This is a genomic window from Dehalococcoidales bacterium (assembly GCA_041652735.1).
Lineage (GTDB): Bacteria > Chloroflexota > Dehalococcoidia > Dehalococcoidales > RBG-16-60-22 > RBG-13-51-18.
Genome location: JBAZGT010000018.1, coordinates 20,947 through 42,752, shown reverse-complemented (window position 1 = coordinate 42,752; position 21,806 = coordinate 20,947). Strand labels below are relative to the sequence as shown.

General features: G+C 54.3%; 18 protein-coding genes, 2 tRNA genes and 1 riboswitch. Of the genes, 16 read left to right on the top strand and 4 right to left on the bottom strand.

Annotated elements, in window-relative coordinates:
• Positions 1–30: 30 nt before the first annotated feature.
• On the bottom strand, positions 31–2,841 hold the full coding sequence (gene uvrA / locus WC370_07635) for an excinuclease ABC subunit UvrA (protein MFA5309334.1): 2,811 nt from the start codon (positions 2,839–2,841) through the stop codon (positions 31–33).
• 206 nt (positions 2,842–3,047) lie between these two features.
• Here uvrA and WC370_07630 point away from each other — a divergent pair, with 206 nt between their 5' ends.
• From WC370_07630 to WC370_07585, 10 genes are all read left to right on the top strand, one after another.
• Complete coding sequence (locus WC370_07630) at positions 3,048–3,488, top strand: META domain-containing protein (GenBank protein ID MFA5309333.1); 441 nt, start codon at positions 3,048–3,050, stop codon at positions 3,486–3,488.
• A gap of 160 nt (positions 3,489–3,648) precedes the next feature.
• Complete coding sequence (fabF, locus tag WC370_07625) at positions 3,649–4,911, top strand: beta-ketoacyl-ACP synthase II (protein MFA5309332.1); 1,263 nt, start codon at positions 3,649–3,651, stop codon at positions 4,909–4,911.
• A gap of 87 nt (positions 4,912–4,998) precedes the next feature.
• Entirely contained in the window at positions 4,999–5,280 is a 282-nt protein-coding gene (locus WC370_07620) for a Smr/MutS family protein (protein MFA5309331.1), read from the top strand.
• Positions 5,281–5,371: 91 nt separating this feature from the next.
• Positions 5,372–5,448 (top strand) — tRNA-His (locus tag WC370_07615).
• 420 nt (positions 5,449–5,868) lie between these two features.
• A riboswitch (molybdenum cofactor riboswitch) is annotated at positions 5,869–6,011 on the top strand.
• A gap of 277 nt (positions 6,012–6,288) precedes the next feature.
• Positions 6,289–7,521, top strand: coding sequence for a molybdopterin-binding protein (locus tag WC370_07610; GenBank protein MFA5309330.1), 1,233 nt, complete (start codon positions 6,289–6,291; stop codon positions 7,519–7,521).
• A gap of 86 nt (positions 7,522–7,607) precedes the next feature.
• Positions 7,608–8,267 (top strand): class I SAM-dependent methyltransferase, encoded by a 660-nt coding sequence (locus WC370_07605; GenBank protein ID MFA5309329.1) that lies wholly within the window; start codon positions 7,608–7,610, stop codon positions 8,265–8,267.
• Entirely contained in the window at positions 8,215–9,339 is a 1,125-nt protein-coding gene (locus WC370_07600; protein ID MFA5309328.1) for an iron ABC transporter permease, read from the top strand. Before WC370_07605 ends, WC370_07600 begins: the two co-directional genes overlap by 53 nt.
• Positions 9,332–10,138, top strand: a complete 807-nt coding sequence (locus WC370_07595; GenBank protein ID MFA5309327.1) for an ABC transporter ATP-binding protein — start codon at positions 9,332–9,334, stop codon at positions 10,136–10,138. Before WC370_07600 ends, WC370_07595 begins: the two co-directional genes overlap by 8 nt.
• Before the next feature lie 156 nt (positions 10,139–10,294).
• Positions 10,295–11,404, top strand: a complete 1,110-nt coding sequence (locus WC370_07590; protein ID MFA5309326.1) for an ABC transporter substrate-binding protein — start codon at positions 10,295–10,297, stop codon at positions 11,402–11,404.
• A 495-nt stretch (positions 11,405–11,899) separates the two neighbouring features.
• A tRNA-Arg gene (locus tag WC370_07585) sits at positions 11,900–11,976 on the top strand.
• A gap of 86 nt (positions 11,977–12,062) precedes the next feature.
• On the opposite strand, the gene WC370_07580 is transcribed toward WC370_07585, so the two are convergent.
• Positions 12,063–12,521, bottom strand: coding sequence for a hypothetical protein (locus WC370_07580; protein MFA5309325.1), 459 nt, complete (start codon positions 12,519–12,521; stop codon positions 12,063–12,065).
• A gap of 553 nt (positions 12,522–13,074) precedes the next feature.
• Between WC370_07580 and WC370_07575 the strand changes: the two genes are divergently transcribed.
• Complete coding sequence (locus tag WC370_07575) at positions 13,075–13,320, top strand: hypothetical protein (GenBank protein MFA5309324.1); 246 nt, start codon at positions 13,075–13,077, stop codon at positions 13,318–13,320.
• 116 nt (positions 13,321–13,436) lie between these two features.
• Positions 13,437–14,033, top strand: coding sequence for a hypothetical protein (locus WC370_07570; GenBank protein ID MFA5309323.1), 597 nt, complete (start codon positions 13,437–13,439; stop codon positions 14,031–14,033).
• A 142-nt stretch (positions 14,034–14,175) separates the two neighbouring features.
• On the opposite strand, the gene WC370_07565 is transcribed toward WC370_07570, so the two are convergent.
• Positions 14,176–15,780 (bottom strand): phosphoenolpyruvate carboxykinase (ATP), encoded by a 1,605-nt coding sequence (locus WC370_07565; GenBank protein ID MFA5309322.1) that lies wholly within the window; start codon positions 15,778–15,780, stop codon positions 14,176–14,178.
• Positions 15,781–16,044: 264 nt separating this feature from the next.
• On the opposite strand from WC370_07565, the gene WC370_07560 reads away from it, so the two are divergent.
• Both WC370_07560 and WC370_07555 read left to right on the top strand, forming a co-directional pair.
• Entirely contained in the window at positions 16,045–16,398 is a 354-nt protein-coding gene (locus WC370_07560; GenBank protein MFA5309321.1) for a hypothetical protein, read from the top strand.
• A 31-nt stretch (positions 16,399–16,429) separates the two neighbouring features.
• The gene (locus tag WC370_07555; GenBank protein MFA5309320.1) at positions 16,430–17,296 is read left to right on the top strand and encodes a hypothetical protein; all 867 of its coding nucleotides are present in this window, start codon (positions 16,430–16,432) and stop codon (positions 17,294–17,296) included.
• A gap of 3 nt (positions 17,297–17,299) precedes the next feature.
• Here the strand turns inward: WC370_07555 and mtaB are convergent, their stop codons facing one another.
• Positions 17,300–18,538 carry a tRNA (N(6)-L-threonylcarbamoyladenosine(37)-C(2))-methylthiotransferase MtaB gene (gene mtaB / locus WC370_07550; GenBank protein ID MFA5309319.1) on the bottom strand — a complete coding sequence of 413 codons (1,239 nt, stop codon included), beginning with the start codon at positions 18,536–18,538 and terminating at the stop codon, positions 17,300–17,302.
• Between the two features lie 344 nt (positions 18,539–18,882).
• On the opposite strand from mtaB, the gene fabF (WC370_07545) reads away from it, so the two are divergent.
• Together fabF (WC370_07545) and recJ are read left to right on the top strand one after the other, a co-directional pair.
• Positions 18,883–20,112: a beta-ketoacyl-ACP synthase II gene (gene fabF, locus WC370_07545; protein MFA5309318.1), complete on the top strand. Its 1,230-nt coding sequence runs from the start codon at positions 18,883–18,885 to the stop codon at positions 20,110–20,112.
• A 2-nt stretch (positions 20,113–20,114) separates the two neighbouring features.
• Complete coding sequence (gene recJ / locus WC370_07540; protein MFA5309317.1) at positions 20,115–21,800, top strand: single-stranded-DNA-specific exonuclease RecJ; 1,686 nt, start codon at positions 20,115–20,117, stop codon at positions 21,798–21,800.
• The last annotated feature ends 6 nt before the right edge of the window (positions 21,801–21,806 follow it).

The window sequence follows — 21,806 nt, the reverse complement described above, 5'->3', positions numbered from 1 at the left end:
GCCCTCTCCTTCCTGAAAACCTCGTCCCTCCTACACCACCCGCTTCAAGTACTTCCCCGTGGCGGACTTTTTTACTTTGGCTATCTGCTCCGGCGTGCCGGTGCCCACCACGTAGCCGCCTTTATCCCCCGCCCCCGGCCCCAGGTCTATAACCCAATCCGAGTTTTTAATCACGTCCAGGTGGTGCTCGATGACCACCACGGTATTACCCGCTTCCGCCAGCCTTTGCAGCACCGTGAGCAGCGCCGCCACGTCCTCGAAAGACAGGCCGGTGGTAGGCTCGTCCAGGATATAGAGCGTGCTGCCGGTGGAGCGCCGGGAAAGCTCCGTGGCCAGCTTGACGCGCTGCGCCTCCCCGCCGGAAAGCGTGGGGGCCGGCTGGCCCAGGTGGATATAGCCCAGCCCCACGTCGTTTAGCGTTTGCAGTCTGTTCTTGATGCCCGGGAAATTCTCGAAGTACTCTAAACCCTGCGCCACCGTCATGTCCAGCACCTGGGCGATGTTCTTGCCTTTGAACTTGATTTCTAAAGCCTCGGTGTTATAGCGCTGGCCCTTGCAGACCTCGCAGGGTACGGTGACGTCCGGCAGGAACTGCATCTCTATCTGGATGAACCCCTCCCCGCCGCAGGCTTCACAGCGCCCGCCCTTGACGTTAAAGGAAAAGCGCCCGGGGCCATAGCCGCGCAAACGGGACTCCGGCACGGCGGCAAAAAGGTCGCGCACCTGGGTAAAAAGCCCGGTATAGGTGGCGGGGTTGGAGCGGGGCGTCCGGCCTATCGGGGACTGGTCGATATTAATGACTTTATCGATGTTTTCCAGCCCGGTGATTTCATCGCAATCGCCGGGGCGCTCCTTGGCGCGGTAGAAAATCTGCGCCAGCTTGCGGTAGAGAATCTCGTCCACCAAAGTGCTTTTGCCACTGCCGGAAACGCCGGTGATGCAGACGAATTTGCCCAGCGGGATGGTCACGTCGATATTTTTTAAATTGTTCTGGCGCGCGCCTTTGATGACCAGCTCCTTGCCGTTGCCGGGGCGGCGCTTTTCCGGGAGGGGTATCACCTTGGCGCCGGAAAGGTACTGGCCGGTCAGCGACTTTTCATTCTTGATAATGTCGTCCAGGGTGCCGGTGGCGACGATGTAGCCGCCGTGCTCGCCGGCGCCGGGGCCCATGTCTATTATATGGTCGGCGGCGCGCATCATGGCTTCATCGTGCTCCACTACTAAAATGGTATTGCCCAGGTCCCGCAGGCGCTGCATGGTATGTATCAACCTGTAATCGTCGGCGGGGTGGAGGCCCACCGTAGGCTCATCGCAAACGTAAAGCACCCCCATCAGGCCGCTCCCTATCTGGGTGGCCAGGCGGATGCGCTGGGACTCCCCGCCGCTCAGCGTCATGGAAGCGCGGTCGGTAGAGAGGTAGTCCAGCCCCACGTCCTTGAGAAAGCCGAGCCGCGTCTTTATCTCTTTTAATATCTGCTGGGCAATCATCATTTCCCGCTCGGAGAGGATGTCTTTGGCGATGGCGTCCACCCAGTCCAGCGCGCCCATGACCGGCATGGCGGTAACGTCCATGATGTTCTTTTCGCCGATAAGCACGGACAGCGACTCCGGCTTGAGGCGCTTGCCTTTGCATTCCGGGCAGGGCTTGAGCACCATGTACCGCTCGATGTTCTGGCGGGACATTTCGGACTCGGTATCCTTGTAAAGCCTTTCCATGTTGGGGATGACGCCCTCGTAGCCATCGGAAACGCGTACCGTCCGCCCGAAGCGGTTGCGGTAGGTGCGCTGGTCGCCCTCGCCGTAAAGGATGACGCGCACCTGCTCGTCGGTGAGGTTCTTCACCGGCATATCCAGGGAAAAGGTGTTCTTGCGCGCCAGCGGCTGGATGCGCCAGAGGTGCCAGTTATGCGTCGCCCAGGGCTTGATGGCCCCCTGGCGGACGGAAAGCTCGCGGTTCAGCACCAGATCGGGGTCGATTTCCTGTTTAAAGCCCAGGCCGGTGCAGGCGGGGCAGGCGCCGTGGGGATTGTTAAAGCTGAAGGTGCGGGGGGCGATTTCCCCCAGGCTGATGCCGCAGTGGACGCAGGCCAGGTGCTCGGAAAAGAGCATTTCCTCCCCGCCCACGATAGACACCAGCACCATGCCGCCGGCCGCCTTGAGCGCCGTCTCCACGGAGTCCGAAATTCTCGTCCGGTTGCCGCTGTCCCCTATCACCAGCCGGTCCACCACCACCTCGATGGAGTGTTTCTTGTACTTGTCCAGCGGCATATCGTCGGAGAGGTCATGGATTTCCCCGTCGACGCGGGCGCGGGCATAGCCCTGCTTGCGCAGGTCGTCGAAAACGCTCTGGTACTCACCCTTGCGGTCGCGCACCACCGGCGCCATTATCATGATTTTGGAGCCTTCCGGCAGTTTCTGCACGGCGTCCACTATCTGCTGGACGGACTGCATGGTGATTTCCCTGCCGCACTGGGGGCAGTGGGGATGCCCCACCCGGGCGAAAAGCAGCCGTAAATAGTCATAGATTTCCGTGACGGTGCCCACGGTGGAGCGGGGGTTCTTGCTCGGCCCTTTCTGGTCGATGGAAACCGCCGGGCTCAAGCCCTCGATGTAATCGACGTCCGGTTTTTCCATGCGCCCTAAAAACTGGCGGGCGTAGGCGGAGAGCGACTCCACGTAGCGGCGCTGCCCCTCGGCGTAGATGGTATCGAAAGCCAGCGTGCTTTTCCCCGACCCCGATACGCCGGTAATGACCACCAGCTTGTCCCGGGGAATAACCACGTCTATATTCTTTAAATTGTGCTCACGGGCGCCCTTGACGATGATGGAATCTGACGGCATGGCTGGACCTCCAGCCTGTATTTTACCACCTTTTTTAATTGAAACACAAGTTCTATTTTTAAGTCTGTAGTTAACAGTTTACAGTCAACAGTTGGGGGAAAGGGGGGACTCAAAAGGGCGAGGTGAAATTTTATTTCAGCCTGGTGGTGACAAATGTCCTAACCTTTTCCGAGGCCAACCGTTATATTTAGTGTGAAGGGGTAAACATGATGATAAAATACAGATTTTATGAAATCAGCGCCATTCTGGCCATCATCACCCTGACCGTCCTGGCCGGCTTTTCCTGCGCTAAAGCGACCGATACCGCCCCGCTCACCGGCGTCACCTGGACGTTGAAGTCTTACGGCGACCCGGGCAAGCTTACGGCGGCCCTGCCGGATAAAGAAACCACGCTGACATTCGATAAAGAGAAGAAAGAAGTCGGCGGGAACGGCGGTGTCAACGGATACAGCGGCGACTATACGGTTAACGGAACCAAACTGACCGTAAGAGACATCATGTTGACCCTGTTAGGCGGACCGGAGCCTCTGATGAACCAAGAAAGCACCTTCTTAACAATCCTGGAGTCAGCCCAAAGCTATAAAATCAGCGGACAGGAACTGACGATTACCGGTACGGCAGGAATACTGGTGTTGCTGCAAAAATAGCTTATCAATGGCAGGATTCTCAACCGGGGGAACTAAAAACTCCTCCGGTTTTTTTATGTTCTTGAATACATTTTATGCCTTTGTATTGTTTGCGGCGTATTTTACTGATATACTACGGATTGTAAACTTCAATTCTGAAAGTATCGCGTGAAACTGATTTATGAGTCCGGAAGATAACTACAAACGTAAAAGGGTGGTGGTCACGGGCGTGGGGGCGGTATGCCCGGTGGGCAATAATGTGGCCGATATGTGGGCGGCGCTGGTGGCGGGGAAGTCCGGCATCGACTATATCACCAGCTTCGATACGACCGCCTTTGAGACCAAGATAGGCGGTGAGGTCAGGAATTTCGACGCCGGTTTGTACGTTAGCCACAAGCAGGTGCAGCGTATGGACCGCTTTACCCAGTTCGCCGTGGCGGCCAGCCTCCAGGCGGTACAGATGGCCGGGCTGACCATCAGCGCCGGCAACGCTTACGATTGCGGCGTGATTATCGGCAACAGCGTCTGCGGGCTGCTGTCCGTCTCCGAGCAGTTCAAGGTGCTGACGGAAAAAGGGCCGGACCGGGTCAGCCCCATCCTCGCTCCCACCATGACCGGTGACGCCGCCTCCGTGCAGGTATCGCTTATCCTGGGAGCCAAAGGGGTCAATTTCGCCATTTCGTCCGCCTGCTCCAGCGGCAGTGACGCCATCGGGCAGGCTTACAATATCATCCGCCTCGGCGATGCCAAGGCGATGGTGGCCGGCGGCACCGAGGCGCCGCTGATACCGGTGGTCATCGCTGCTTTCAGCAATATCCGGGCGCTTTCCGCCAAGAACGATAACCCCCATGAGGCCTGCCGACCCTTCGACGCCAAGCGCAACGGCTTTGTCATGTCCGAGGGTTCCGGGGTGCTGGTGCTGGAAGATGCCGAACACGCCCTGGCGCGCGGCGCGCCCATCCTGGCCGAGCTGGCGGGGCATGGCTCTACCAGTGACGCTTTCCATTTAATCCAGCCCGCGCCGGACGGCGCCAGCGCCGTCAACGCCACCCGTATAGCCCTGGGCAGGGCCGGCATCCGGCCGGAGGAGGTGGACTACATCAACGCGCACGGCACCGCCACCCTGCTCAACGACCGCACGGAGACCAACGTGATTAAGAGCGTCTTCGGGGAGAGGGCCAGGAAGATACCCGTTTCCGCCAGCAAGTCCATGCTGGGGCACCTTTTGGGGGCGGCGGGGGGCATCGAGGCGGTAATTACCATCCTGTCTTTGCAGTACGGCATCATCCCGCCGACGATTAATCTCACCAACCCGGACCCGGAGTGCGACCTCGATTATGTGCCGAACGTGGCCCGGGAAGCGAATGTCAAAACGGCTATCTCCAACTCCTTCGGGTTCGGCGGGCACAACTCGGTGCTTGTTTTTAGGAAGTTTGAGAGTTGACAGTATACAGTTATTAGTTGCCCCTCCCCTTTTCCCCAAAACCGTTTACTGTAAACTACTCCCCTGCGCCAACACTGTACACTAACCATGAAAGAACAAGACTACTACTCCGAACCGCCCGCCCCGGACGAGCTGCGCCTGCGCTACCTGACCGTGGACGAAGCCATTCCCCGCCTGGAACGCTTCCTGCATGACACCTACTCGGCGGGGTTCAGTGAGGTAAAAATTATTCACGGCAAGGGGACGGGAACACTGCGCCTGAGCGTGCGGCGGGAGCTGGGCCGCCACAACATCGTGAGGTCTTTCCGGCCGGGGGATAATTGGGAGGGGGGAGAAGGGGTGACTATCGTGGAGTTCAGCGACAAGTAGCGGTTTTTTCACCGCTCATGGTAAGCGGCCGTATTATCACCCATTGAAGGCAGGCTTCACTTTCCGCTATAATGAGAGAGGTTTGCGCGCGGTGGGTGTAGCCCAGAGGCCCAAGGCGTCAGGTTGTGGCCCTGAAGATCGAGGGTTCAAATCCCTCCACCCACCCCAAAAACTAAACACCAATAACCAAGTAACAAGTAACAAACCCCGGCGCCCCACCCCAAGCACTCTAAACGGCAGTCCTGTGCCATAATTGAGCAGAGTACGTGCGCCTGTAGCTCAGCCGACCAGAGCATCGGCCTTCGGATTTGGCATGAGATATACCAAACTGTAATTTTACCTTCAAAATGGTGTTTTTGGTTTGTCGCCCTAAAATCTATCTTAAAGCTAAAATGTTGTCTTGTGCTAACCCATATCACGGCGTTAGTTAGCAAATTGTTAGCAAAAAGAGCTACCGTTTTATCTTCCCCGACTCAGTTTGTTAGCCACGAAGAAGTCTGCTTTTGACAGATAACCTGCATACAAGCTATTTTTTAAAGTCCCTTTATATAGCGCTATGTTGACAGCGATATAAATACCAAGCTATACTAGAGTAGTTTCTCCGGAGCTGTTTTCCCTACATCCCGTTCCAGGGATACGGGAAACAGTCGGTATCCTTCCCCAGAAGGATCGACGGTACTGCTGGAAACGGCGTTGCCTCCCGGGTGGAAAAGAGGAACTGGCATGTACGTATTACAGACAATATACACGCGTCCCTTCACCGTATCCGTTTCTTTTTCTCCCACTCCCGAGTATGGCACCCTTTTCGTATTAGTTCCTTCTCTCCGGAGCAACTGTCAACTCAGCTTCCGGGAGAAGAATGGCCATGCCTGCCAACGATAGCTCCTCTCTTTATCAATATTTCCCCGTGCAAACGTATTCCAGCTGCTTTGGCGCTGATCCGAATACAAAAACTTGTTTTCATTAAGTTCTTGGGTAACAAAAATATAAAAATTGTCAGGTGGCTGTATGAGTAACAAACATATTCCAACGTATAACAACTTACCTTCGAGAGAGGAAATTATCAAGCGTATCACGGATAACTGGAAAATTAAACGGGAAACAGAAATTATTCCCGTGGACGTAGCCATGAACAGGATACCATCGGCCGATGTTTTGGCCGGGGTGACACTACCCATGGTTCGGGCGTCCGGCGGAGATGGTGTTGCCGTGGCATCCTCAAGGTTTTTGCACGGGATACCTGATACGTCTTCATGGATTCCCGGCAGAGATTTTGTCCGCGCCGATACGGGAGACGATTTTGATGACGCCTTCGATGCGGTGATCATGATTGAAGATGTGGATATCAGTAAGGACGGCAAGCTGACCATTCATGAAGGTATCCAGGTGACTCCGGGCAAGAATGTGCGGCCCACGGGCAGCACGATAACAGCGGGCGACCCCATCATCAAAGCCTACCTGCCGCTGCGGCCAAAAGACCTGGCGGGACTGCAAATGGGCGGAGTGCAAAAAATAGAGGTGCTGAAAAAGCCGACGGTAGCTTTCATTCCAAGCGGCGACGAATTAATTGCGCCCGGCACCCCGGTTAGCCGTGGTAAAAATATTGACACGAACAGCCTGCTGGTTCGTGAAACGCTACGACAGTTTGGCGCCGAACCATGGTGTTTTCCAATAGTACGCGATGATGACGAGTCGTTGGAACAAGCATTAACCGGTGCATTGAAGCAATCTGACATCGTTGTCATAAGCGGCGGCTCTTCCAAAGGAGATGAAGACTGCACGGCCACATTACTTCATCGGCGCGGACAAGTTTTGTGTCACGGCTCGCAGGCGGTACCCGGCAAACCCTTGTGTGCGGCAATGGTGGAGGGCAAGCCGGTTATCAATTTACCGGGTCCGTTTATAGCAGCTTATCACGGCCTCGAATGGTGTATCAATTACCTCGTTTCCTATTACCTGAAACAACCAAAACAGCAAAGACAAACCGTTAAGGCCACCCTTACCAGAGAACTGCGGGGAAGCGATATGGTATCGATGCTCGTCATGGTTGAGGTAACCCGGAAAAAAGACGGCGCCGGGTTCTGGGCGACCCCATATAGCATACGGGAGATACCCATGTGGCGCTGTATTGCCTCGAATGCGCAATACATGACCAAGCTCAACGAATACGTTACCAGGGGTGGAGAGATAGAAGTGGAACTGCTTCGTGGCTTAGCATACATTCCAATATCAGATGAATAATAGTTGCGCACAAGAGCAATGATCTATAGTCTTAGGATTTTCTGACATTCATCAGTCATACCAGAGCCGAAATAATGGGGTGTATTATGCAAAATTCAAATACCGAAGGAGGCAAGTGGACAGGCCCTGATTTTAAATTTGATGATATCGCGCAGAACGTATTTTTCCCGATATATGACGTAATCGCCATCGATATCCTAACACGCACAAATAGCGCCGCGGGCAACATGATTGATATCGGCTGCGGCGGCGGTCATCTTGGCCTGGCCCTTATGAAGAAAACGCGCCATCAGGGTTATTTTATCGATATCAATGAAACGGCATTGAAGATAGCAAAACGAAGAGCTGAAGAATGGGGGCTTCACGATAGGGCCTTTTTTATCAAGCAGGATGTCCATAAAATGGATTTCCCTGACGGTTTCGCAGACCTGATAGTTAGCCGCGGGTCATACCATTTTTGGGAAGATATTGAAAAAGCATTCCTGGAAATATACAGGGTTCTCTCGCCGAATGGCAAGACCTACATAGGCGGAGGACTCGGAAATAGTGAACTCACCGCATCCATTCGAGCCAAAATGGAAAAAATCAAACCGGACTGGCATGAAAGTATCGGCAAGCGCATCGCCGGTGTACCTATGGACAAATTGAAAAGATTGTTTCAAAAACACTCAATTAGTTATGAAATCATTGAAAATGAAGAACAAGGTCGGTGGATTATTCTTCACAAAGGAACAAATGACCGGTAATCAAGAGCCTAAAGCCGGCAAACCGGGTATCAAATACAAAATTTTATTTGTTAATTGGAAAGAACACATAGCAGACAAATGGCCGATACTGCTAGTTTTTCCCGTTCTGGCATTTCTGGTTTCGTTCTCAATCGGCAAGTTCCCGATTTCAATACCGGACCTTTTACACACGTTGTTTTATCATTTTGTGGATCCTGCCAAAATCGCCAACGCCAATATGGAAACAGTTTTATTCAATATACGCCTGCCCCGCGTATTGACGGTCCTTATCGTTGGTGGAGGCCTATCTATGGCGGGAGCATCATTTCAAGGAATGTTTAAAAACCCCCTGGTTTCGCCGGATATCCTGGGCGCATCGGCTGGCGCAGCTTTTGGGGCCTGTGTTGCCATGCTGCTGGATATGCCCTCGGCGTTTGTGCAGCTTTTTAGTTTCTGCAGCGGTATATTGGCGGTGACTATAGCTACGAATGCCACGAAAAAATTTAGCCGTGATCCCATTTTAGGCCTTGTGCTCGGCGGTATTATGATAGGTTCGCTTTTTTCTGCCGGCACATCGGCATTAAAGATATTAGCCGATGCCGTTGATAAGCTCCCGCAAATAACTTTTTGGCTTATGGGCAGCTTCAACACAATTAACACCACTAAATTTTTAAGTATCCTTCTGCCGATGGCCATTAGCTTCATTATTCTCTTTAGCGTGAGATGGCACCTGAACGTGCTTTCCTTTGGCGAAGAGGAGGCCAAAAGCCTCGGCGTGAAAACGGAAAGGATCCGGCGTCTTACCATCATCGCCTCAACGTTAATTACAGCTTCCAGCGTGTCTATCTCCGGCATGGTGGGCTGGATCGGCCTGGTAATCCCTCACATGGGGCGCGCGCTCGTAGGGCCCAATTTCAAGCGCCTTATTCCTACCTGTTTGATATTAGGTTCGACTTTTTTGCTTATTGTCGATGATATCGCGAGATGTACGTTTACGGTAGAGCTGCCTATCGGCATACTGATGTCATTCGTGGGAGTCCCCTTCTTCTACTTCATCTATAAATACAGGGCAAAGGGGGAATCCGGTGCTTAAGGTTGAAGGCGTTCATTTCAGTTTCGGCAAGCATAAGGTGCTCAATGGTGTTTCGTTCGGTGTAAAAAACGGCGAATTCATCTGCGTTATCGGCGCCAACGGCTGCGGCAAGACAACGCTGCTGAAGACAATGCTCGGTTTTCTCAAGCCGGAAAAAGGCTCCGTGATGCTTTACGGGAAAAGCGTCCATAAGATGGACGAGCGCGAGCTCGCCAAGAAGATTGCCTACATCCCGCAGACGCACAGCCCTCCCTTCCCCTTCTCCGTCATGGACGTCGTCCTGATTGGCCGTACGCCGCACTTGAGCAGGACCTGTAATCCCACCAAAAAGGATATAAGTATCGCTAAAGAATCCATGTCCCGTCTCGGCATTCTGGGATACGCCGACAAGAAATACACGGAGTTGAGCGGCGGGCAGCGTCAAATGGTTATTATTGCCCGTGCCTTGACGCAGCAACCTGATATCCTCATCATGGACGAACCCGCGGCCAGTCTTGATTATGGGAACCAATATCTTGTTTTAGCGCACATGCTCCGCCTTACCAAAGACGGGATGAGCATCCTCATGGTAACGCATAACCCTGATCATGCACTGTATTGCGCGGACAGGATTATCGCGATGCGGGACGGGGAAATAATTCAGCTGGGGCAGGCGCGCGAGGTAGTTAACGAGCAAACAATGCGGGACACCTACAACATGGTTATCAAGGTCAGAGACGTGAATATTTCATCGGGCTGCGATACAACCGTCTGTATTCCCGTTCCGGAGCTAAGGGATACCGATGGACACGACGTGTGACGCACACGCGGCCGCATCCCGGTTGCCACCGGTTTATCAGAAAATATCATGCTGGAAATTCCGCTGTCCGGAATATTACTGAAAGGATGGATAGATAAATGTGAGCAGACCGTAAAGCAAATTGTTTGAATTGTTATTTTGAAAGGCAGGATAAACATGAAAAGAAAACTAACATTAATACTCATCTTCGCAGTCCTCTTGCTTTCCCTGTTGCTCCCATCATGCGCGCAGCAGGAGCAGACCAGTCAGCCGTCAACCCCGGCGGCGAGCAGCCCGGCAACCGTTGAAATAATAGACATGGGCGGCAGGACGGTTACCATCCCGGCGCCGGACAAGCTCGAACGGTTATATGCGACCGGCACTCATACCGATGTTTTTTTGTATACCCTTGCCCCCGATAAAGTGACAGCGACACCAACTACATTCGATGATGAAGACAAAAAATTCCTTTCTCCCCTTGTATATGATTTGCCGAATTATGGCACGCTATCCGGCAAGGGGTCGCTAAATTTTGAAGCAATCAAGGCGGGGGATGTTCAAGTGATACTCTCCGGTTCTACACAAACAATAACCCAGAGTGATATAGAATCGGCTGATGAGCTTCAAGCACAATTGGAAATCCCGGTAGTTCTTTTCAATCTTGACATGGATAATTTCGCTGAATCGTACGAACTATTAGGCCGCATGCTCGGGCGTGAAGACGACGCTAAAAAGCTCTCCGATTATTGCGCGAACATAATCGAAACAATAAACGCTATCTCCGCGCAGGTCCCTCTGGAAGACCGCCCGACTCTATATTATGCGGAGGGTGCCGATGGTCTGGCGACTGAACCCGCAGTCTCCAACCGCTCGATTGTTTTTAACAAAGCCGGCGCGATAAATATCGCTGAAGTTGAAGCTCTCTCCGGCTTCGGACAAGCTTCCGTTTCGATGGAACAGGTGTTGAACTGGAATCCGGAGGTTATTATTGTCCAGAGTGGCGGCGCCTATGACAAGATTATTACCGACGCCAACTGGGCTAATATAGACGCTGTCAAGAACGGGCGTGTTTACGAAATGCCGAGTATTCCTTACAGCTGGGCGGACAGGCCGCCTTCCGTAAACCGGTTTATAGGACTATACTGGATGGCATACCTTCTTTATCCCGATTTGTGCGACTTTGACCTCATTGACGTCGCCCAGGATTACTACAAAGTGATGTATCACGTCGATGTTTCGCGTGGGGACATAGAATCTCTATTAGTAAATTCACTGCCCAAAAAATAATAGAGCAATACCAATAAGCTTATAGTTGTTCTGTTTCAAAATATTAACCCGGTCGAACCCCTCAAGGTCCGGCCGGGTTAATAAACCGGATGGCAAGGTATTTGACCACGCCTGTTTTTCTAAAAACTGTATATTCTATCAAGGACTTGAATATGGTGTAAACCTCTATTGCTTTCCAACCAAAATACATCAGGAAAGAGTGATACCTCATGTGAGTGAATTTTCGGGAAACTCTTTTTAGCTCACGCTGATAGATTTCCTCAGCTTTTCCTCGGTAACATCGGTACCCTGAACTACCATGTCACTGATTACTCTCTCAGTGCGGTCCTGGGAGTTGCCCGGGCTAAAGCTTCTTTGTATTCGTAAAGGACGTAAAAAGCCGCTATAAAGAGGTTTGACGAGCTAATGGGAATAACGCATAATAAAGTGGCTATTGAAAAGATTTGGCAGCAAGCCGGTATTATGTCTTACAGCAAAACCTCATTTTAGCTTCATGCGCCTGTAGCTCAGCGGACCAGAGCATCGGTCTTCGGAACCGGGGGTCGTGGGTTCGAATCCCTCCAGGCGCGCCAGTCTGTAGTCGCACTTACCCCACCCCCCACCTAAAGAAAGAGGCCCGTTTTTCAGGCGGGCCTCCGGGCTTTGCTCCAGGTCAGATTCACATCGGCGGGGGAGCGCCGTTCCAGTCGAGTGTTTTGCCGTTACCGCCGGTCAGCCACATAAAAGGCGACCAGACGCGCTTGATCGTCATGGGGAGGTGCTCCATGCCGCGGGGGATAAAGATAAAGCAGCTTTTGGTGAAGGTGTGCGCCTCGCCCTCCAGGAAGAACTCTATCTCCGCGCCGAGGTCCCACGGGTCTTTCATATTGCTGCCGAAGAAACCCTGTATCTCATCGAAGTCATGGTGGTGGCTGGCGGATACGCCATCCGGGGGCGGGGGCATCTCGCCGGTGAGATCCCAGAACCAGTGCGTCTCCATGTAAAAAGCGCCCGGCACCCTTTCCCCGTCCATCCATAGCAGGTGGTGCCCCTTCAGCGGCGATTGCTTGTCTCTCTCCCAGAATTCCGGCGGGAACTGCTTGTAGTCCCAGATAAACTGGCCATCATATTTACCCATGTTTTGCGCCTTGCCTCCTTTCAAAATAGTGTACCAGTAAAATAATGTACGGCGTAAACTAAAGAGAGTCTATATAATATGGGGCGTGAATGTCAAGAAAGGTACGCTTGGCGGGACGGGAAAGGGGAAGATTGGGGTGGGAGAAAAAGTGAATTGAGTAAGCGGAGGCACGGCATATAACACAACAACTCAAGTGCCATGATTTGATTGATATTTTTCATTCACTCTTATAAAATATCGCGTAGTACATCAGTTCTAGCCGTTAGGTACTGAGCAACATTACATGATTGTATAACAGCGATAGATATGTAGTATAATACAGATAGGATGAGATATTTCAAGCTGGTTAGGTCTCCTTATGGCTAGTTATCTTTACGTTTCCTCTCATCGTCTCGACATTAGTTATGTATAGCTTTACAATAGAATGTAATGGTTGTTTGGGACAGCAGGCAATTATTTCCGATCTGCTGACCATTCACCCGTTAGTTTTGCCGGCTTCATTCAGTCGGCATTAACATTTTGTTAATAGCCGATACTAGTGGAGGAATAAGTGATGTTTGCTGTAAAAGCAACGGGTTTAAAACAATTCATTGAAAACGGCAAGGCCGCAAAAAAAGATGTGAAAGAGCTTGAGGTTCTGTTAGATAACACTCTTAAGGGCCAATCAAAGAAAAAAGAGCTAAAAAGCAAAACCAAAAAAAGTACGACCTTACACAAGAAAGTTCAAAAAAAGCATGATGATGGTTGGGTATACGTTTCTACAGGACCTTTTCGGCCTCAAGATTTTGAGAAAAAATAGCGTTAATGTTTATCTGTAATAGTTGAGTAAGTAAGGTACTAAAGGCGATCTTGGAACCAAGGTCGCCTTTTCTTATTACTTGGGTAGCACTAACCTTATTTAGGGGAGGGCAAATAATGTTACCTGATATTGATATTATAGATAAAGGCCATGTTTTAAACGCGAAAGAACATGATGAACTAAAACGATATTTAGTAGAAAAGTGCCGCACAGCACTAAGAGATATGGGGTGGTTATCGCGGATATTAATCGAATCCAATCCCCCGACAGGAGATGAAACCGAATGGTATGCAGGATTGTGGCAAGGTAGATTTAAAAGAGAAAAAGGACGAGTTCGAGCTTTTGAGACGGTGATAACACTTAACAGCTATTTTCTCAGAGACATTGAATCTATGAAAATGGTTTTAGCCCATGAATATGGGCATAATTGGACACTAGGATATTTGATCATGTTGGATCGTATTGATACGGAAGATGACATTATTAAGCAACGTGTCCCATGGGTTTATTACCGTATCAGGCGGCTTGATCCATCAATGGTTGTTCCACATAATAACAAGTGGGAGTATTGTGATAAAGAAATACTAGCTGAAGATTATAGGTGTTTGTTTTCCGGTCACAGAGATAACCATGAAATGGCACACTTGTTTGGATATCCATCCACTGAAGTAAAGGATTATTTAAGTACGCTGTGTTATCGTAGGCATAGCTAATTGACTCAATGTTACCTAAACCATCGAGTGTTTTCCCTATGCTTCGATTTGGTTGATTTTTATTTTTTTACCTGGCGTCACACCAAATCTATCAAAACTCAATAATACTACTAAGATTGATCCCTTTGTTTATTTGATTTGATTATTTATAGTTCCCAAAGACCTGCCTTACCTTGGCGTTCAGGTTGGGGCCTACCTTCTCTATCGCCTCGTAGCGGATTTTGTTCAGCTCTCTCTGCTTGGTCTCGAAGTCCAGCCGGGAATAGAGCCGTTCCGGGTGTACCAGGATATCGTCCACGGCGCGGATGGAGGAAGGCACTTTAAAACCGGATGGGGATGTCCCCCAGTCCTCCAGACCGCCCCGCGCCAGGGAGTCCAGGATGCTCATGGTGTGGCTTACCTCGATGTCCTTGAAGTGGTAGCCCTCCCCTACCGACCCCGTGTTCATCAGGTAGTAGTTCACGTGAGGCAGGTTGGTCAGGATATCATAGAACCGGTTGGCGTGCACCGCCCGATCCCCGGCCACGAAGGGGTCGTAGAAAAACTCGGTGCGGATTTTGCCCGCCTGGGTGGGGTCGCCGGCGGAGGATTCCATCGCCTGGCCGAGCACCATCAGCGCCGCCGCCTGCTCCAGGTCCAGCTTGCAGATGGCCGGGATAATCGGCCCGCGGGTGATGATGACGATGTTATCCACGGACTCGATATCGATATGGGTGCTGGCGTGCATGAAGTCGCTGCGCCTGACCACCGCTCGCCCGTTGGAGGTGCGCTCGAAATTCTCGAAGTCGAAATCGCCCTGCTCGGTGACAAAAACGTTCTCGCAGACCGTCTCGGCTTTAAGCAGGCCGTAGAAAATCTCCACCTGCTCGCCGGGGTTGACGCCCTCGGTCTTGACGAACACCCCGCCCGCCTCGAACCCCCGGAAAGAGCCGTCCGGCATCAGGGTGCCGCCGTCGTCCTGCACCAGCCAGGAGCGCTCCATGCCCTTGCGGGCGAGAATCTTGCAGGTGGTGGTGGTCTTGCCGTTGGCGCTCAGGGCGACGAGCAAAGTGCGCACCGGTTTATAGATGCCGTGGGCGGACTGCAAATAGTCCTCGCGGCAGCCGGCGTGCAGGAAAATGCCGCCGCGGCGGGTCTTGGACGCCCAGTCTTCACAGGCGAACACGCCCTTCTTGTATTCGCCGATGTAGTTGCTGTTGCGGATTATCTTGACCGCCCGCCCGTCATCTAGCAAAGCCAGGCGGATGGTGATATCTTTCTGAGGCAGTGATTTCGTCTTGTTGGTTTCCCAGGCCACATCGCCGAAGAAGACCATGGTATAGTCCGGCCGAGTCACCGGTTTTTTCACCGGCGCGAAGAGGTTCTGGCCGCCGTAAGCCACGTGGGCGAACTTGACCGGCACCAGCAGCCGGACCACCGTATCGCCGGACGGGTTGCCCACGATGCGGTCGACGGAAATAATCTGCTCTTTGGCCAGCGCCGCCTCGCAGTTTTTCAGCAGCTTCAGCTCGTCCTCCCCGAAGGCGTCATCCACGCTGTTTTTAGTGAACTGCTGCGAGCGGGAGGTAGGCTCGCTCTGCGCCACGAAGTTATTATAAATCGTCTTGACCACGCCCTCCTCTTTAGCCACCAGCCCGCGCAATACCTCGTCAGAGGGGTTGTCCAGCAGCCGTCCCTCGGCTTTGGCTTTCTCCCGGATTCTTTCCGCTGTTTTGACGAACTCTTCCAGATTCATTTTCGGACTCATTTCAAGACCTCCAAATATACTTGCCTTTCCGGCGATTAAAACACTTTCACCCTTGAGAAGGATGGAAATGAAAAAAATTCGGGTAAGATGTTTACCCTGAGAGAGCGTGCCCCTGGGTTATCAGGGGGGCGTCACAGAATTATACCCAATTATAGCATATTTATAGAAAATATATAACATTTGCCAATTTATCTTTTCCGGGGCTTTTTTTCACCGCGGGCTGTTGTATAATAGGCTTAGAAAGGTCAGGGAAAGGCTCTTATTATGGGAAAGTGGCTCGTAAGGCTGGTGGGGGCGACGGTGATTACCGTCACGCTGGCGGCGCTGTGCCAGGAGCTGGAAAAACCCCGCGCGGAACGGCGCTGGCACGGTAAACTGGGCGTTATCCCTTATGACTTCCGCGCGCCTACCGCGGCCAGGTTGATGGAAATTTTCTGGAACGCGGAGGACGGCCGCATCTTTACCGGGGCGTTCTGGGGGATAGGGTGGGGCATCAACCTCTACACGCTGCTGGAAAAAATGCGCATCGTGGGGACCATGTATATTACCGAGGACGATTTCCTGATGCCCACGCGCACCCTGCGCAAGATTCTGGAAAACCGCCCGGTAATGCCTTAAGCGCCCTGCCGCTGTCCGCGATTGTACGCCGATGACCGATAAACACGCTGACGCCATTATCACGGAAATCAAGGAGTTCGTGCGGCAAAGCCCGCTCAACCGTTTGCCCCCCGCCGCCGCCGGCCCTATTTTCGACGAGCCGCTGGTGCAGTTCGCTGACGGCGCCGACCCCCTTTTCCAGGAGTATAAGACCATTATCGGTGACACGCACCTCACCCCCCGCGAGGCGCTGGCCCAGATTACCGGTAAGACCCCGGAAGAGCTGCCGGAGCGTTTGACCGTTATCTCCTGGATTTTGCCCATCACGAAAAAGACCCGCCTGACCAATCGCACTGAGACGCTCCGCCCCTCCCGTCCCTGGTCCCACACCCGCTGGTACGGGGAAGTTTTCAATGACGCCCTGCGCCGCCACGTAGTGGCATATCTCACCGGCCGGGGATGCCTGGCGGCCGCGCCGGCTTTACCCGGGCACCTCAAGATTTTCACCGATGCCGGGAACATCCGTTCCAGCTGGTCCGAGCGGCACATCGCCTACGCCGCCGGGCTGGGCACTTTCAGTTTGTCTGACGGCTTTATCACCGAGCGCGGCATCGCCCACCGCTGCGGCAGCGTGATAACCGGCCTGGCGATACCAGCCAGCCCCCGCGCCGCCGCCGGCCCCTACGCCAACTGCCTGTTATACGTCAAGGAAAAGTGCGGCGTCTGCATCGAGCGTTGCCCGGCGCAGGCCATCTCGGAAAAAGGCCACGATAAGACCAGGTGCAGCGGCTATTTACACAAAATCGGCTATCATACCACCGGGGAGTATGACCTGGATATCAGCGTTTTCGGCTGCGGTCTGTGCCAGACCAAAGTCCCCTGCGAGTCCGTTAATCCCACCCGCCAGCTGAAGAAATAGGCTTTAGGGTAACTCCCCCCACACCCCGTCCCGGTAAAGCTTTTGCAGTTTCACCGACTGTATCTTGTCAGCCAAATCATTCCTGCTTCTTATGTAAACCTTGATATAGTTGCCGGTCAGGCCGGACCATATGCCGCCCCTCCCCTGTTCCCAGAGCACCTCCAGCGTCCGGCCTAAAAATAGCTGCTGAAAAGCCCGCGCGCTTTCCCTGGCCAGCGCCAGCATCGCGTCCGCGCGCTCTTTCTTTATTTCCGCGGTTATCTGCGATGGCATGGTCGCCGCCGCCGTGCCCGGCCGCGCGGAGAACGGAAAAACGTGCATCCGGGCGAATTTTGCCCGGCGGCAAAAGTCTAGAGTTTCTTTAAACTCCGCGTCCGTTTCTCCCGGAAACCCCGCGATAATATCGGTAGTGATGGCCGCGTCCGGCACGCTTTCCCGGATAAGCGTAACTGTTTTCAGGAAGTCGGCGGCGGTGTATTTCCGGTTCATTCTTTTAAGCACCGTATCGGAGCCGCTCTGTAAAGACAGGTGAAAATGCGGGCACAAACGGGCGTCCCGCCACAGCCCGATCAATGACGGGGTTGCCTGGTGCGGCTGTAATGAGGAGAGCCGCAGGCGCGTTACGGTTGTTTCCGCCAGGATGCGCTTAATAAGCCCCTCCAGGTTGACGCCCCGGCTGTGGTAGGCGCCTATTTCCGTGCCGGTCAGCACCACCTCTTTACAGCCCTGCGCCGCCAGCTCTTTGACCTGTCCCGCCACCTTTTCCGCCGGAACGTTCTCTTCTTTACTGCGCACCAGCGGCACGATGCAGTAGGCGCAGAAGTTGCGGCAGCCGCTCTGTATCTTGAGGAAAGCGCGGTTGCGCCCGGTTTCCCTGGGGCTGGCCGCCGGACTTACCCTATGCTCCGCTGCGGCGTCGTCTCCCAGCAGGCCCAACAGCTCCATTTTACGGTCGTTGCCCAGCACCAGCTCCACCCCCTGAATTTGCGCCAGCTCGGCCGGGGCGCGGTGGGCATAGCACCCGATAGCCACCAGCCGCGCCGCCGGATGGCGCTTTCTGGCCAGCCTTAACAGGTGCCGCGATTTGCGGTCGGCGACGTGGGTGACCGTGCAGGTGTTCAGGATATAGATATCCGCCTTTGCCGCGCCGTCGACCACTCTATAGCCAGCCGCCGCCAGCTGGCGGGCAAGCTGCTGGATTTCCGCCTGGTTCAGCTTGCAGCCCAGGCTGTCCAGAGCCACGGTAGGTCTCTTGTCTGCTGTGTTCATGGGATGATATTGGAATTATAGCGTTTACCTTCAGGCAGGGTCAAAAAGGAAGCAGCAAAAGTTGTCATTGCGCGGAGTCATTATAAAATCGGTACGATGAAACAATCTCCCCGAAATTAGAGATTTGTCATTCCGTGCCTGACACGGAATCCAGCGGATGGGATAAGGGGAGGGGTACTTACCTTTTCTCCTAATATCCGCAACTTGAAAACAGGCGTAAAATATGTATAAAATAAGGCGCATACGGCATTCAATTCCGCTTTATTCCCAACCGGAAAGAGGAGGCAAATCCTATTTTAAATCAAATCAACAGGGTGGTGGTTACCGGCATCGGGGCTTTCACGCCGCTCGGACTGGATATGCCCGCCACCTGGCAGAGCCTTATCGCCGGCAAGTCCGGCATCGCTGATATTACTTTATTCGACGCCTCCGGCATGGAGGTCAAGTTCGCCGGGGAGGTCAAGGGGTTCGACCCCGTGACCTACATCAACCGCAAGGACGCCCGCCGCATGGACCGCTTCGCCCAGCTGGCGGTGGCGGCCGGTTACCAGGCCGTCAAGGACGCTAACCTCACCATAACCGACTCCAACCGGGAAGACATCGGCGTGTTTATCGGCAGCGGCATCGGCGGCCTGACCACGCTTTTCGAGCAGGCTAGGATACTGGTGGAAAAAGGCCCGGACCGGGTCAGCCCCTTCCTGGCGCCGATGATGATTTCCGATATCGCCGCCGCCCAGATATCCATCGCCCTGGGCGTCAAGGGCCCCAACATGTGCATGACCTCCGCCTGCTCCAGCGGCTCGGACGCTATAGGTTCGGCGGCGGAATACATTAAATTCGGCAACGCCAGCGTGATGATTGCCGGCGGGGCGGAAGCCATTATCAACCCGCTGGGCATGACCGCCTTCAGCCAGTTAAAGGCGCTTTCCACGCGTAATGACGCCCCCCAGAAAGCCTCCCGTCCCTTTGAAAAAGACCGTGACGGCTTTGTTATCGCGGAGGGCGCGGTCGTCCTTATCCTGGAAAGCCTGGAGCACGCCCTGAAACGCAACGCCAGAATCCTGGCGGAAATAGTGGGCTACGGCGCTACGGCGGACTCGTTCCATGTCACCCAGCCCCTGGAGACCGGCGAGGGCGCCGCCAGGGCCATGCAGCTGGCGCTGAAACGCGGCAATATCAAGCCGGAGGAAATCGACTATATCAACGCCCACGGCACTTCTACCCAGCTTAACGACGCCATGGAGACCAAGGCTATCAAGACCGTCTTCGGCGATTACGCCTATAAAGTCCCCGTCAGCTCCACCAAGTCCATGACCGGGCACCTTATCGGCTGCGCCGGCGCCATCGAGCCGGCTATCTGCGTTATGACCATCCTGAACAATATCATCCCGCCCACCATTAACTACGATAACCCGGACCCGGACTGCGACCTCGATTACGTGCCTAACGTCGCCCGCCCGGCCAAGGTGGATACCGCCCTGACCAGCTCTTTCGGCTTCGGCGGGCACAATTCGGTGCTGATACTGCGGAGATATATTGAGGCTTAATCTTGAGCCATAGTCGCTGGAACCTCCTGCCCCCGGCGCCTTTTCCCCCGGAAAAGACCGGCGCTTCCGGCTATTCCCCTCTGCTGGTGCAGCTCCTCTACAACCGCGGCGTTACCCGGCCGGAGGACATCACGGCTTTTCTGGCCAGCGACCGCTCCCTGATGGGCGACCCCTTTCTGCTGTCCGGCATGGAACAGGCGATTATCCGAATCAACCGCGCCCTGCTTTCCGGCGAGACTATCTGCATTTACGGCGATTTTGACGCGGACGGCATTACCGCCACCGCCGTGCTCGCCCTGGGGCTGGCGCTATTGGGCGGCAAGACCGTCCCCTATATTCCCCACCGCCAAACGGAGGGGCACGGCCTTTCCACGCCCGTCTTGAAAAAGCTCCGCGAGCAGGGCGTAAGCCTGGTCATCTCCGTGGACTGCGGCGTGACGGACGTGCCGGAAGTAAAAAAGGCCATGAAAGCCGGGCTGGACGTTATCATTACCGACCACCACAGCCCCCTGGAGGAAATCCCGGCCGCGGTGGCCGTGGTCAATCCCAAGCTGCCGCCTGCCCTCTACCCTTACGGCGACCTGGCGGGGGTGGGCGTGGCTTTCAAGGTGCTCCAGGGGCTTTTCCGCAGCCTGGGCAAGGAGGAGCAAGCCAACAGCGTCCTGGACCTGGTGGCTATCGGCACTATCGCGGACATGTCCCCGCCGCTGGGGGAAAACCGCTTCCTTATCCGGGAGGGCATTAAAAACATGAACGCCTCTCCCCGCCCCGGCATCCGCGAGCTTATCAGCCAGACCCGACTGGAAAGCGGCAACCTGGACGCCGACCGCGTCGCCTGGGTCATCGCCCCCTGCCTTAACGCCGCCGGGCGGCTGGCGGACGGGCTTACCGGCTATAACCTGCTGATGACGGAGTCGGAACAGGAAGCCCGGGAGCTTTCTGCCTGGCTCTGTGGTAAAAACGAGGAAAGGCAGCGTCTCACTTCTTCCACCCTTATCCGGGCGCGGGAGCAGGTCATCGCTTTGGGCCTGCCGCCCCTCCTTATCACCGCCGATAAAGAGTACCCCATGGGCATCGCCGGGCTGGTGGCCAGCCGCCTTTCGGAGGAGTTTTACCGGCCCTCCATCGTAATACATACCGCGGATACGGTCAGCCACGCCAGCTGCCGCAGCATCCCGGAGTTCGATATTATCGCCGCGCTGAACAAATTCAGTAAATATTTTTCCCGCTACGGCGGCCACGCCGCCGCCGCCGGCTTTTCCATGCCCACCAAAGACTTGCCGCAGCTGGAGCAGGAGCTTTCCGCCTTCGCCGCGGAAAAGCTGGCCGGCGTGGAGCTGCGCCCCCACCTGGACATTGACGCCGAGGTCAGGCTGAGCGACCTGGGCGGGGACACCTACCCGACTACCCAGCAGCTGGCGCCCTTCGGGCGCGGCAACCCGGTGCCCTCTTTCCTGAGCCGGGGGGTGGAGGTGGTGGAAAGGCGCACTATGGGCAGCGGCGGCGAGCACCTGCGCTTCAAGCTGAAGCAAAACGGCGCCACCTGGGACGCGGTGGCTTTCCGGCTGGCCAACCACCAGGCGGACTTCGCCCCGCGCATAGACATCGTCTATAATCTGGAGATAGATAACTGGAACGGACAGAAAAAACTAAGGCTCAATATCCTCGACTTTAAAAAGAGCGCTTAACAGGAG